This is a genomic window from Roseofilum capinflatum BLCC-M114 (genome assembly GCF_030068505.1).
GTDB classification, from domain to species: domain Bacteria; phylum Cyanobacteriota; class Cyanobacteriia; order Cyanobacteriales; family Desertifilaceae; genus Roseofilum; species Roseofilum capinflatum.
In genome coordinates this window covers 1-13,042 of record NZ_JAQOSO010000091.1, presented here as the reverse complement: position 1 = coordinate 13,042, position 13,042 = coordinate 1, and the positions used below count along the sequence as shown (strand labels likewise).

15 protein-coding genes and 2 tRNA genes are annotated in these 13,042 nt (G+C 47.7%); 8 read left to right on the top strand and 9 right to left on the bottom strand.

The genetic code is table 11. The annotated features are described in order from the left end of the window. The first annotated feature begins 257 nt into the window (after positions 1-257). The gene (locus PMG25_RS17300) at positions 258-1,229 is read left to right on the top strand and encodes a helix-turn-helix domain-containing protein (protein ID WP_283768145.1); all 972 of its coding nucleotides are present in this window, start codon (positions 258-260) and stop codon (positions 1,227-1,229) included. 132 nt (positions 1,230-1,361) lie between these two features. Here PMG25_RS17300 and PMG25_RS17295 read toward each other — a convergent pair. From PMG25_RS17295 to petM, 4 genes are all read right to left on the bottom strand, one after another. Further along, positions 1,362-1,433: transfer RNA gene (locus tag PMG25_RS17295), tRNA-Lys, on the bottom strand. 56 nt (positions 1,434-1,489) lie between these two features. Next, entirely contained in the window at positions 1,490-2,443 is a 954-nt protein-coding gene (locus PMG25_RS17290; protein WP_283768144.1) for an NAD(+) kinase, read from the bottom strand. A gap of 88 nt (positions 2,444-2,531) precedes the next feature. Next, positions 2,532-3,518 (bottom strand): SDR family oxidoreductase, encoded by a 987-nt coding sequence (locus tag PMG25_RS17285; protein ID WP_283768143.1) that lies wholly within the window; start codon positions 3,516-3,518, stop codon positions 2,532-2,534. Between the two features lie 210 nt (positions 3,519-3,728). Beyond that, the gene (petM, locus tag PMG25_RS17280) at positions 3,729-3,836 is read right to left on the bottom strand and encodes a cytochrome b6-f complex subunit PetM (RefSeq protein ID WP_271939003.1); all 108 of its coding nucleotides are present in this window, start codon (positions 3,834-3,836) and stop codon (positions 3,729-3,731) included. A 115-nt stretch (positions 3,837-3,951) separates the two neighbouring features. Here petM and pdxA point away from each other — a divergent pair, with 115 nt between their 5' ends. Further along, complete coding sequence (gene pdxA, locus PMG25_RS17275; RefSeq protein WP_283768142.1) at positions 3,952-4,986, top strand: 4-hydroxythreonine-4-phosphate dehydrogenase PdxA; 1,035 nt, start codon at positions 3,952-3,954, stop codon at positions 4,984-4,986. Between the two features lie 169 nt (positions 4,987-5,155). Continuing rightward, positions 5,156-5,377, top strand: coding sequence for a DUF4327 family protein (locus tag PMG25_RS17270; protein ID WP_283762723.1), 222 nt, complete (start codon positions 5,156-5,158; stop codon positions 5,375-5,377). Between the two features lie 67 nt (positions 5,378-5,444). On the opposite strand, the gene PMG25_RS17265 is transcribed toward PMG25_RS17270, so the two are convergent. Then, on the bottom strand, positions 5,445-5,819 hold the full coding sequence (locus PMG25_RS17265; protein WP_283768141.1) for a hypothetical protein: 375 nt from the start codon (positions 5,817-5,819) through the stop codon (positions 5,445-5,447). A gap of 66 nt (positions 5,820-5,885) precedes the next feature. Between PMG25_RS17265 and PMG25_RS17260 the strand changes: the two genes are divergently transcribed. Continuing rightward, positions 5,886-7,043: a cysteine desulfurase family protein gene (locus tag PMG25_RS17260; protein WP_283768140.1), complete on the top strand. Its 1,158-nt coding sequence runs from the start codon at positions 5,886-5,888 to the stop codon at positions 7,041-7,043. A gap of 382 nt (positions 7,044-7,425) precedes the next feature. Here PMG25_RS17260 and PMG25_RS17255 read toward each other — a convergent pair. The 4 genes from PMG25_RS17255 to PMG25_RS17240 form a co-directional block, all read right to left on the bottom strand. After that, a tRNA-Leu gene (locus PMG25_RS17255) sits at positions 7,426-7,508 on the bottom strand. 175 nt (positions 7,509-7,683) lie between these two features. Continuing rightward, positions 7,684-8,568, bottom strand: coding sequence for an NF038130 family PEP-CTERM protein (locus PMG25_RS17250; RefSeq protein ID WP_283768139.1), 885 nt, complete (start codon positions 8,566-8,568; stop codon positions 7,684-7,686). Between the two features lie 330 nt (positions 8,569-8,898). Continuing rightward, on the bottom strand, positions 8,899-10,071 hold the full coding sequence (locus PMG25_RS17245; RefSeq protein ID WP_347178867.1) for an LL-diaminopimelate aminotransferase: 1,173 nt from the start codon (positions 10,069-10,071) through the stop codon (positions 8,899-8,901). A 50-nt stretch (positions 10,072-10,121) separates the two neighbouring features. Then, complete coding sequence (locus tag PMG25_RS17240) at positions 10,122-10,445, bottom strand: thioredoxin family protein (RefSeq protein WP_283768137.1); 324 nt, start codon at positions 10,443-10,445, stop codon at positions 10,122-10,124. 219 nt (positions 10,446-10,664) lie between these two features. Between PMG25_RS17240 and PMG25_RS17235 the strand changes: the two genes are divergently transcribed. From PMG25_RS17235 to PMG25_RS17220, 4 genes are all read left to right on the top strand, one after another. After that, positions 10,665-11,564 (top strand): alpha/beta fold hydrolase, encoded by a 900-nt coding sequence (locus PMG25_RS17235; RefSeq protein ID WP_283768136.1) that lies wholly within the window; start codon positions 10,665-10,667, stop codon positions 11,562-11,564. 176 nt (positions 11,565-11,740) lie between these two features. Further along, positions 11,741-11,965 (top strand): DUF2283 domain-containing protein, encoded by a 225-nt coding sequence (locus tag PMG25_RS17230; protein WP_283768135.1) that lies wholly within the window; start codon positions 11,741-11,743, stop codon positions 11,963-11,965. 214 nt (positions 11,966-12,179) lie between these two features. After that, positions 12,180-12,404: a DUF433 domain-containing protein gene (locus PMG25_RS17225; RefSeq protein ID WP_283755257.1), complete on the top strand. Its 225-nt coding sequence runs from the start codon at positions 12,180-12,182 to the stop codon at positions 12,402-12,404. Then, on the top strand, positions 12,392-12,739 hold the full coding sequence (locus PMG25_RS17220) for a XisI protein (protein ID WP_283768134.1): 348 nt from the start codon (positions 12,392-12,394) through the stop codon (positions 12,737-12,739). Before PMG25_RS17225 ends, PMG25_RS17220 begins: the two co-directional genes overlap by 13 nt. Positions 12,740-13,042 lie beyond the last annotated feature (303 nt).

Sequence of the window (13,042 nt, the reverse complement as noted above, 5' to 3'; positions counted from 1 at the left end):
TGTGGTACATGGCTTTGAGCCTTTAAGACTGTACACCATAACAGCGAAAACTGCTATATCGCACCTTCTCCTGCCCACCCTACGCTGATCTCGATGTCTGCGTATTCGCAGGTTCTCTTGACTCGAAACCCAATGGGGGCTGTTCAACTCTGTATCCGGAGATGCCCGAAAAATTAGGAATAAGGAAGGAGAAAGTCCCCGAATTGACCCATGTTCCCATGGGTGGGGTTAGAGTAGTGTACACAAGAGAGCAGACCATGACGAATAGCCCTCAATCTTTAAGTATTCAAGCTAGTGCGATTTTGGGAATTTCCCCCAAGGAGTTGCGATCGCTCCTGAGTCACATTGAAGCTCAACTCCAGAATTCTCAGGTGTATCGACGCACCCTGAACGGTTTCCAAGATCGGTTAGGAGAAGGGGCTGATGGTATGCAAATGTTGATTAAGGCTCTGGGACGAGAAGCCATTCAGCTCTCATTGCAACACTTTGTTCATCAATATCAGCGCCAGTTTAGTGAATCTCAACGTCCGTCAACGGCGATCGCCCCGGTTACTAGCCCCAAGAGTAGCACTAAACCGAGTCCAAGCTGTGGGGTGAAGCGTCAAAAGGCGGGTGATGCGGGTTTTTCGTCCATGGCTCAACCCTCTCTCCCCCGTCCCCAGAGACTCTCTAAAGTACAGTTAGCACAACAAAAGAAACAACAAGAGAAGGAAGACAGTTGGAAAAAGATTGGTGAACAATTACAAAATGCCCGTTTGGGGCGAAGTCTCTCCCTCGATCAGATCCACGCCTTAACCCGTATTCCTATCCATGAACTCAAAGCGCTAGAAGCCGGGGATTTCGAGAACCTCCCTGAAGAAATTTATCTCCATGGTTTTGTCCGTCGCCTGAGTATTATTTTGGGTTTAGATAGTCAACATCTGCTCTCGACTCTTCCAGAACCCGATCTTACCCATTCGGTAATTCCCTCCTGGGCTTCTATTTCTACCCAGAAAAAGAAAGGATTTTATTTGCAACCGGCTCATCTCTATTTAGGCTATACCGCATTAATGGCTGGTGCGGTGGGGGGACTGGCTTGGTTATATGGCGATGCACCCTCTGATGCAGTCCAAGAACAACCTTCGGAAACTCCAGAATTCTCCATCCCAGAAGCGGGGGAAAAGTCTTATGCGGCTGAGTCTCTTTCTAACCCCGATATTCCCGCGCCTGAAGTCGTCAGCGATCCGTAATAGTTATACGAGAAGGTATGCATATAGTCATTCCAAATAGCAATGAGACAGGGTTGTAGGGGCAGGTTTAACCCTATCCCCCATTTCCCATCCATAACTTCGGTAAACCTGCCCCCACCCTAACCAATTTGATAGGTGACCAGGGACTCGAACCCTGAACCAAGAGATTAAGAGTCTCCTGCTCTACCGTTGAGCTAGTCACCTAGATGCCGTCGAGTCCTGACCTACGATTATAAGCGATCGCCAAAACTGAAGCAACATTAAGGTAACTCCACGGAGGTCGGTTTAGCAATATGGGGCAATCCCCAGCCTAATTTTTCCCGTAGAATGCGGAAGAATTCCGTAGACTGTAGACGAACAAACCGGGCACGATAGGGGGCTTTTTCAACCACTACCTCATCTTCAGGAGAAACATAACAGCCTCCATTACCATCAACCACCATCACTAACCGATTGGGATAGACGGGATAAATCGTTACTGGATCGCTATCATTAAAGATCAGAGGGCGTGAGGCTAAGGAATGGGGGCAAATGGGCATCAGTTGCAACACAGGCACTCCCGGCGTTACGACAGCTCCTCCTGCACTCAGGGAGTAGGCCGTTGAGCCGGTAGGAGTGGAGACAATAACCCCATCAGCCGCCATATCCACAGGGGCATGATGACCAATTTTAATTTCAAAATGGCACATACTCGTCAGAGGCTCTCGGTGTAGTACCATTTCGTTTAAGCATAGAGCTTCCCAGACACTAGGACGTAGGGACTGGCCTCCACTAGCCGGATTTTGAGAATGATTGTTATAGACGCGCACCGTTAACATCGTGCGGTCTTCTATGCTGTAGGTGTCATTCTCCAGTTGCTCGATCGCTTCTGAAAGATGATTAATGTAAGTTTCTGTCAGAAAGCCCATATGACCTGTATTGACAGTTAACATGGGAATCCCACAAGGAGCCACTTGTCGAGCAGCAGAAAGCACCGTACCATCGCCACCTAGGACGATCGCCACTTTCATCTGTGAATTAAATTCTGGGGGAACCACATGATCGATAGGAGTACGACAGATGGGACGATCCGGATGGGAATATCCCAATATTCCCCCTGCACCTGTCGCCAGTTTCACGCTCCATCCCCGTTGGAGCAGTTGCTGTTCTAGTTCTTCTGCGACTCGACAGGCAGTTGGTTTTATGTCGTTGTAAATAATCCCAGCTTCGGGCACGCTAATACCAGTATTGAGAAGGTTTTCTAATGATTCGTTTAAGGATTGTACTTCACAGGGGTTCAATCCTGCACCCTAATCTAGGGTTTTAGGAACCGGATTTAAAGGGGCTTCTACGTTTTTTGCTTTTCTGCTTCATTTTATCGCGCTCGTATTCGACTTCTTTGAGTTTTTTCAGAATACGGCTAAAGTATTCCTGCATATAGGAGTCTAATGTGGTGGTGTCTTTGGGGTCAAGGCCAAACACACTATAGACTTCATCCATGGGGGCGATCAGTGGCTCTCCATTGGCTTGAACTTCTGCAAAGGCTAGGCGATCGCTAATATTCCATGTCCATTGGAAAAATTGAGTGATGCGACGCACGGCACGCAACAACCCGATCGGCATTCTGGAAACCCTAGCTTGTCGTCCAGAGAGTCTTTCGCACAGAGCAATAATTTCATCCCCGCTCCATGCTTTTGTCCCCACGAGAGGAAAGGTGCGCCCTTCGGTTTCCGGTACACTCAAGGCCCGCACGGCAAATTTAGCGATATCCTGGGTATCCATATAGGCAACCGGTGAAGATTTGCCCATCACCCAAACTCCCTGTTGATCGAGAATGGGAATAGCATATTGGGGAATCAGTCCCTGCATAAAACCGGCTAACTGAAAAATCGTGTATTTCAGCTCTGCCTGTTTTAAGAACAGCTCTGTACAGTGCTTGATTTGCATCAACGGCACTTGGGGATATTGATCTGCATCCAGGATCGAGAAAAATAGGTAGCGTTCAATACCAGCTTCTTTGACCGCTTGAATCAGGGAGACTTTTGCTTCCCAGTCTACTTCTTCCATACTGAGAGAGTCTGTAGGGCGGGAGGTGGCTGCATCAATTACGGCCGTGACTCCTTCAAGGGCTTTTTTTATACTTTGCGGTTGACATAAATTCCCTGGGGACAGTTCGGCTCCTCGTTCCTTGAGAAACCCGGCTTTTTGAGGATTACGCACTAAACAGCGAACCGAATAGCCTTCTTCTAAGGCGCGGAAGGTGATCTGCCTTCCCAGTGTGCCTGTGGCTCCAACAATTAATAAGGTCATTGATATATTTTAAAAAACGTTAACTTTTTATAAGAGTCTATCAGAAAACTTCAAGAATCTTGACATTTACTCATGATTTTTCTGGATTTCGGCAGAAATGCCTGTGGCTTTTGTCCAATACGGATGGATATTAAGAAGGCGGGGAGGCTCCCCCGCCAAGGATTAGAGGTTACAGCCATTTGCTGTAAACTTGAGTTAAGCTACCTCAGATTAGCCTTCAACGCTATCCTGAATTTTCAGCAGTAGGAAGCCTAAACCTAGGCCCACCATGATTAAACTGGAAGATAAGAGTGCGGCATTAAAGATTTCAGCGCCCATGGTTTAATTACTATCCTTATAAGGTGAATGGATCATTAGGTTGATTGTAGAACAGCGAATGGGGAATGGGGAATGGGAGAATGGAAGCAATTCTAGTTATCCATGATCCAAAACTATGACTCACCGTTTAGCGATTACCCTCGGCGATCCGATGGGGATTGGGCCGGAAGTGATTTTGAAAGCTCTGGCTGATGCTCACCTTCACGAGCAGATTCAGATTACGGTGGTTGGGTCTGAGTCTATTTTGCGCGACACTTACAGTCGTTTAGCTCCCCAAGGACAACCCTTGGCCGATCCCGATCGCCTCTCGATTGTGGATATTCCCCTACCCGATGAGGTCGCCAATAACCTGACATTAGGTGTAGGAAACGGGGCCAGTGGATGGGCCAGTTTTGCCTATTTAGAGGAGGCCATTTCCCAAACGCTTCAGGGCCACTTTCAAGGAATTGTCACTGGCCCCATTGCCAAATCAGCCTGGAAAGCGGCTGGATACCATTATCCGGGACAAACTGAGCTTTTGGCCGAAAAATCGGCAACAGAACAATTTGGGATGCTGTTTGTGGGGCGATCGCCCCATACCCAATGGCAATTGATTACTTTGTTAGCAACCACTCACATTCCCCTGGCAAAAGTTCCAGAAATCTTAACATCCACTCTCATAAACCAGAAGCTACAATTGTTAGTTAACGTATTGCGCGACCAATTTGGTCTTGCCCAACCTCGTATCGCGATCGCCGGACTTAATCCCCATAGCGGTGAGCAAGGGCAACTCGGTACTGAAGAGATTGATTGGATCATTCCCTGGCTAGAAGCGTCTCGCCAGACCTATCGAGATCTCACCCTAGATGGGCCAGTACCACCAGACACCTTATGGGTTAAACCCGCTCAAGCGTGGTATGACTCCTCGTTTGCTGCCCAAACCCATGATGCCTACATCGCACTTTACCATGACCAAGGATTAATTCCCGTGAAAATGATGGCCTTTGATCGAGCAGTGAACACCTCTATTGGTTTGCCCTTCATTCGCACATCCCCCGATCACGGAACGGCTTTTGATATTGCAGGCCAAGGACTTGCCCATGCTACCAGCATGACGGCTGCCATTCAACTAGCCACTGAACTGGTTTACCAGAAAAGTGTTATTGGTTGATGACTTTAGCAAGATATCTTAATATAATTAGAGGCGATATAGCGTAAGAATAGAAAAAGTTCAGTATTCAGGAATACAGAACTTAAGTTAAAATCCAATGGATGGCGATCGAACGCCTATCTCCTAATCGTTGTCAGACACAATCCTTGCAAACATCAAGAGGGTGAACATGCTTCAATCTATTCGTTATTCCTTAAATATGATTCAAGACGAGGCCCGCAGCCTCGTGCAAAACGGAACGATCAGCCGTCAGCAACCGATTTATGTTCTTTGTAAATATATTCCCGCCCGTGAATGGGGGTATGTAGAGTGTGAACTAGAAAACGGTAATTTCTTACTTAGAGACCGGATTGGAGACCTCTTAGGACGTGAAGAATGGGATAATGACTAGAATTTCAAGCCAAACGAGGGGATGAAATCACTCACATGCACTCATCCCCTCGATCATCTCAAGAACTCTAACTCTCTTCCTGTCGCAATTTCTCTAACTCAGAGCGTAAAGTCGCAATTTGCGTCGTCAGTTCTTCGATTTCTGCTTGTGGATCTGAAGCAGAGGGTGTTTCCAGTTCTCCATCAGACTCAGCATCAGCAGCAGTCTCAGAAGAATTCTCCTTTTGTTTCATCAAATTATCTACAAAATTGCGAGCTTCTTCTTCCGTGATTTTTCCTTTTTCTGACCATTCTTGAGTCAGATCTGCTAATTCTTGGGTCAGTTTGCGCCAACTTTCTTCCCGTTTCTGTGAATCTTGCAGAACTTCGGCAAAAGAAGCCGTTGCCCCGAGGGTCACATGAAAGCTTTGTTGTAACAGTTGCACTAAGGTTTCAGAATTCATATTCTTGTTTTAGGCTTGAGGATATGGGCTGATCATTGCCCTGATTCTACTCTAAGATCCTAGAATATGTCTGAGCGACCCATTTATCTTGACTCCCATGCCACTACACCAGTCGATGGACGGGTGGTGGAGGCCATGTTGCCCTACTTCACGGAGCGCTTTGGCAATCCGGCTAGTATTACCCACGCCTATGGGTGGGAAGCCGAAGCAGCCGTTAGCCGTAGCCGAGAGCATTTAGCCCAAGCTATTGGCAGCACTCCAGAAGAAATTATCTTCACCAGTGGAGCCACCGAAGCCAACAATTTAGCCATCAAGGGCGTAGCTGAGGCATACTTTAGCAAAGGTCGCCATCTGATTACTGTTACCACTGAACATAATGCTGTTTTAGATCCCTGTGAGTATCTGAAATCATTGGGGTTTGAAGTCACTTATTTGGGAGTCGATGCTCAAGGATTAATCAATTTAGAAGCCTTAAAATCAGCCATTCGCGAAGAGACTCTCTTAGTTTCTGTGATGGCGGCCAATAATGAGATTGGGGTGATTCAGCCTTTAGCTGAAATTGGCCAAATTTGTCGCGATCGCCAAGTGCTATTCCACACCGACGCAGCCCAGGCCCTGGGTAAAATTCCCCTGAATGTCCAGGACATGAACATCGACTTAATGTCCCTAACTGCCCATAAACTCTACGGCCCCAAAGGGATTGGAGCCTTATACGTCAGGCGACGCAACCCCAGAGTCAAACTCGCTGCCCAGATGCACGGAGGCGGCCATGAACGGGGACTGCGATCGGGAACCCTTTATACTCCTCAAATCGTTGGTTTTTCTGAAGCCGTGCGTCTAGGCATGGCAGAACAAAACACCGAAGCCAAACACTTAACCCAACTTCGAGAACAACTTTGGAACACCTTAAGTTCCCTAGACGGCATTCACCTCAATGGTCACCCCACCCAAAGGTTACCCGGTAACCTCAATGTCAGTGTAGAAGGGGTAGACGGCTCCGCATTGCTGTTAGGATTACAACCCGTCGTCGCCCTCTCCTCCGGTTCCGCTTGTACCTCCGCCAAAATCTCCCCCTCTCATGTGCTTCTAGCATTAGGCCGAGAAGAAAAACTCGCCTATGCTTCCGTAAGATTCGGTATTGGCCGGTTCAATACTGAGTCAGAAATCGAGCAAGTTGCCCAACATTTCATTTCCACTGTCACAGCATTACGCAAAGCCTTATAGCGCTTCGCGCTGTATAGCTAGTCTAAATGAATTGTGCCACTGGAAATACCCTCTTCCTATATCCCTCTCCCAGTGGGAAAGCGACTTCTGCTCCCCTTCTCCCTTCGACTTCGCTCCCTTCGGCTACGCTCCCTTCGACTTCGCTCAGGGCAAGCAGGGCAAGCAGGACAGCGCCCTTCGACTTCGCTCAGGACAGCGCCTGCGGGAGAAGGGGTTGGGATGAGGGGCAGTCGCTATATACAGCGCAAAGCACCCTCTCTGGGGGAATGGGGGAGTGAAATACATGCTCAATCGAGCGAGCAAGCTATTCTGTCTCTCTTTAAAAACTGCCTTTAATGTACCGAATAACAGCAAAAACTGCCGTATTTCGAGTTTGAGCCAATGCGGATGAAAGGACTTGAACCTTCACGTCGCGAGGACACTAGAACCTAAATCTAGCGCGTCTACCAATTCCGCCACATCCGCATAATTAGGTTTCACAATCTCTTATTGTAGCAGAGACCCATTCAAATGTCTAGCTTAATTTTCAAGCAGAGCAGAAAAAGGGAGCCTCATGGCTCCCTTTGTTGTTCTATAGTTCAATTCGGAGGAAATCTGACTACCTTACCCGATAGATACCTTGTTTCAACAGGACGTAAACCTAGGCATTCTTGCGGCGCTTGGCAGCAACGACCAGACCACCAATGGCAGCTAAACCGAGGAGAGCGGAAGGCTCAGGAACATCAACGGGGTCGGGGTTGGGAGTGCCGACGGTGAATTGGTAGTTGCGGGTGAAGGAGAAGCCATCACCGGCATCAACCACACCAGAGGCATAGGACCCTTTATCAAATGCACCTGCGGAACCAGGAGTACCAAAGCTGTAGGCATAATCCCAGTTTGTACCGCCATCTAAGCTGTATTTAACGACTTCACTAGCCATCATTTTGGATAAGAGGCCGTACATTGGGTCAGTTACCTCAAGATCTAGACCACTAGCGAAGTTGTTATGACCGGCTAATTCAAAGGAGTATTCGCCATTGTTACTGCTAACAGATTGGATGTTGGGGTCGCTCAGACGCTGAAAAACACCCATTGTTTCTAAAGCTCCTACCATTACATTGGCATTGGATGCGTCTAAACTACCAGCAGCCGCAATAGCGTTCAACTGAGCCGTGTAATTGCTATAAAGCCCGTTATACCAAGTAGTTCCCAATCCGCCAACCCAGTCAGCCGCACCCACGGAACCAAACATGATGCTGCCGTCGGTGAAGTTAGCGGTTAAGGTTGAGGCGGTTTCATTTCCCCAGCCGTAGTCAATGTTGTCATCGAGTTCAACGCTACCGGCACTTCCGAGAGCATCGATAATGGCTGCGCTACCGTTACTACCGGAGAGTTGGACTTCTGTTCCACTAATTTGTTCAAATACGCGAACATCTCCAGTTGTGCTGACTCCGGTTAAAGTACCGGCGAAGGCGGGAGCGCCAAGGACGCTAACACCAGCGACGACGGAAGCACCCATAGCGATTTTTTTAATACTGTTAAACATAATCTTACTCTCCTAGAACTTTTGAGTGTGTTAGCTTTCTTGGTCGGTGTTCAGGTTGTTTGGAAGTGGCTTTCCTTTCAACTGATGCCTATCTTAAGCTGCTGTTTGGGGAAGGGATGTGACGGAGTTCACTTGAGTAACGTGATTGTTATTCTTTGAAAAAACCCTTTTCTTCCCAGAGCAGGGGATAGGTGAGTTGGCGAAAGCTGTTTCCGTTCAACTTGTTCTTATCATAGCCTGAAACCCTTGCCCTGTGGTGAAGTTACGATGAAGATTCCATCAAGTTTCTATAAAGTTTTCCAGGGCATTCAGATTCAATTTTCCGTATTTTTACGATCGCAGAAACTCACCGATCCGAGTGGCTGCCTGTTGCAGTATGTGGGGGTCGTGAACTAGGGCAAAACGGACGAAACCCTCACCATTGGGGCCAAAACCGGCTCCAGGGGAGGCGGCTACCCCTGTGGTTTCTACGAGTTTGGTGCAGAAGTCAACTGAGTGTTTTTCCCATTTTTTCGGTAGTTTCGCCCAGACGAACATGGTGGCGGCGGAGGGAGAAATAGTCCAGCCTATGTCGTCCATGGCACGAATAAAGGCATCTCGGCGCTGTTGGAAGCGGTTAATTGTGATCTGGATATGGGTTTGGGAGCCTTGGAGTGCGGCGATCGCCCCATTAAAAATCCCCTGGTACTGATTAAAGTCTACGACTGCCTTAACCTGCCGCAGTCCGGCGATCAGTTCAGGATTCCCAATGGCATAACCGACGCGAAACCCGCCCATACTATAGGTTTTGGACAGAGAGAAGAATTCGATGGAGATGACTTTATCTGGGTCTGCTTGCAGGACGGAAGGGGACGCAGGTTTGCCATCAAAGACGAATTCGGCATAGGGGGCATCATGAATCAGGGCGATATTGTGGCGCAAACAGAGATCGACGGCTTCTTTGAAGAAGGAGAGGGGAGCAGTAGCGGAGGTGGGATTATGGGGATAGTTCAACACCATCATCCGCGCTTTGTCTAAGACGGAGGCAGGAATATCGCTAAAGTTGGGTAAAAATCCGTTCTCTTCGCGCAAGGGCAAGGTGTAGAGTTCGCCCCCAGCAAAGTAAACGCCGCCATAGTGGGAGGGATAGCCTGGATCGAGAAGGATGGCGATATCTCCAGGGTTGAGGATGGCTAGGGGAAGGTGAGCGGTTCCTTCTTGGGAGCCAATAAGGGCGAGAACTTCGGTTTCTGGATCGACAGGAATGTTGTATTTATCGGTATACCATTGAGCGCAGGCTTGCCGAAAGGGGAGGGTACTGTTGAAAAGCTGATAGCCATGGGTGCGGGTATCGGGAAGGGTTTGGGCGATCGCCTCTATCACCTGGGGTGCGGTAGGTTGATCGGACGATCCCAAGGATAAATCAATCACTTCTAAACCAGCAGCTCTGGCTTTGCCCTTGCCGCGATCCATTTCAGCAAAGACATTATGTTCAAAGGATTTGAGGCGATCGGCGAAACGAATCATGGGACAGGGAATGGGGAGATGGGGAGATGGGGAGATAGGGGGAAGGGTTACAGGTGGGGTTCAATCATTGCGACTAATTTTTGTTTCGTCACTGCTCCTTCGTCAGAAGCGGTTAGTTCTCCTGATTTGAATAGGCGCAGTCCGGGAACTCCTTCTACAGCGTAGGTTTTCACGGATTCTGGATTGGGATCTACTTCCATTTTGACGACTTTTAGGCGATCGCCATATTCGCTGGCAATTTGATTAATCGAAGGACTCACTAAGCGACAGGGGCCGCACCAACTTGCCCAAAAGTATACCAGGACAGGTTGAGAGGCTTTGAGGACTTCAGATTCAAATTGAGCGTCGGTAATCGTAATCGGGGTACTCATAAGCAATCAGATAAACAGTTGAGACCAGTTCTGGAAGACCCATTTTAGGTTAGCTTAGGTTATTATACCCTGATTCGGGACTTTCCCTTTACTCAACTAATTTTAAGCGATAGCGATCGCTCAGGCGGTGATGACAGACTTAAATTCTGAAGCCTTGCTATTGTAAGCTATTGCCTATTGCCTATTGCCTATTGCCTAGCGCGAAGCGCTCTAATTTCCATGAATCCTATTTTTGCTTCTGAGCTGAATACTTTTACAGAAGAGACTTCTATCCGGATGATCCAAGCGATCCAAGAGGAGGCGATCGCCACTCCCTTAAGTCCTGAACCTATTATGAGCGCCTATGTGCATCAGGGCAATGGGGGGACTCCGATTGTTTTATTACCGGGGTTTGATAGTTCTCTGCTAGAATTTCGGCGCTTACTTCCTCTGTTAGCTCAACATCAGGAGACTTGGGCGATCGATTTATTTGGGTTTGGCTTTACGGAAAGACGGCCCGATTTACCCGTAAACCCAGAGGCGATCAAGACTCATTTATACTCCGTTTGGCAAACCCTGATTCAAAAACCAGTAATTTTAGTCGGTGTTTCCATGGGAGGCGCAACGGCGATCGATTTTAGTCTGAGCTACCCCGAAGCCGTAGAACAGTTAGTCTTAATTGATAGTGCCGGATTTGCCAACGGTCAAGCCATCACCGCTAAATGGTTAAAACCCCTGGTCTATGGAGCCGCTAACTTCCTGCGTCAATCTTGGGTGAGGCAGTCTGTAGCCGTCCAAGCCTATTATGACCGCAAATGGGCTTCTGTGGATGCTCGGCTCTGTGGAGCGCTGCATTTAAAGATGCCCTATTGGACAGAAGCCATGGTTAGTTTTACCCTCAGTGGTGGCTACAATAACATGGCGAATAAAGTAGAGAAAGTGACTCATCCGACACTGGTTTTATGGGGAGAAGGCGATCGCATCCTCGGCACTGCTGATGCTGCCAAATTCGAGAAGGCCATCCCCCAGGCTAAACTGATTTGGATCGAGCGATCGGGCCATACCCCCCACTTAGAGCAACCGCAAAAAACCGCCGAACTGATTTTAGAACACTGTAGCCAACCCTCCTTGAAACTATGAGTAAACTAGAAAAACTCATTAAAACAAAGTGAAGATATTACAATTTATCAATCTCAACTGGACTTTGGTACGGGGAAACTATACTTGCTACGAGTTTTTATTAACATTACTGTCGATCCCCAACTGGTAGTTACAGTTTATCGCACCAGTAAAATTCAAAAATATTGGAGGAACCCATGAAAATCAAATACGATCGCCAAGTTGATATCCTACGCATCACCTTTAAAGAAGCAATGATTACCGAAAGTGACGAAGAAACACCCGGTATGATCCTAGACTTCGATGAGCATGGTAATGTGGTCGGGATCGAGATCCTGCAAGCCTCTCAGCACATTGATAACCCTGAAGGCATAGAATACAGTATCAGTCCATCAATACTGATATCGTCGAAACTAACATGAGTCAGGCTCAAACTATAGCTAGTCTAAATGAGTTGTGCAACAGGAAATGCCCTCTCCCTAATCCCTCTCCCACGGGAGAGGGACTTCTGCTCCCCTTCTCCCTTCGACTTCGCTCAGGGCAGCGCCTGCGGGAGAAGGGGCTGGGGGATGAGGGGCAGCTATTACATAACTCATTTAGGTTTGCTATATCAATCCAAGCATCCCATAAAAAACAATGACTGAATCCCTATTAGAACGTATTTCCATCGATCCTCACCTCTGTCATGGTAAACCCTGCATCCGAGGATTGCGTTACCCTGTGGAATTCTTGCTTGAGCTGCTCAGTTCCGGTATGACTCATGAAGAAATCTTGACTGACTATGATGATTTAGAAGAAGGGGATATTTTAGCGGTACTCTTGTTTTCAGAGCAGGAGGTGATTGTGTCATGGATGAGCTAGAACAATATCGGACGGTCATCAAAACACTGTTGTCGGAATTTACCACTCGTCAATATGCTAATCCTGATATCTTAGAACTTCAAAATAAAACCGTATTTGACACCACTCAAGACCATTATGTTGTCATGTCCGATGGCTGGAACAAGAATGGTTCTCGTATCCATGGCTGTTTGATGGATATTCAGATTATCAATGGTAAAATTTGGATTCAACTCGATGGTACAGAATACGGTATTGCCCTCGATTTAATGGAGGCGGGAATTCCCCAAGATAGGATTGTCTTGGGATATAAAGAACCCTCCATTCGCCCCTATACTGGATTTGCGATCGCTTAACAAGATTAAGCCGCAAACCTTGCAAGATCATCTGAACATAAACTATCTCATTACAGGGTATACGGTGGCGATCGCCCCAACTGTAATAAAATAGAGTATCAATCCTACTCAAACCCTCTCTTGTCGTGACGCGCCAACCCCACGATCAATTTGCCAAGCAGTACCTAAAAGAACTGCTCGAACCCCTGGGATTCGTAGAAATTAGTCGGGAAATTCCAGGGGAAACTCTGGCTATTGACCTGATTTTTGAGCCATCCCCTAAACCGCCAAACAACCCTCCAGCCTTGGGTTTACTCTCTCAAC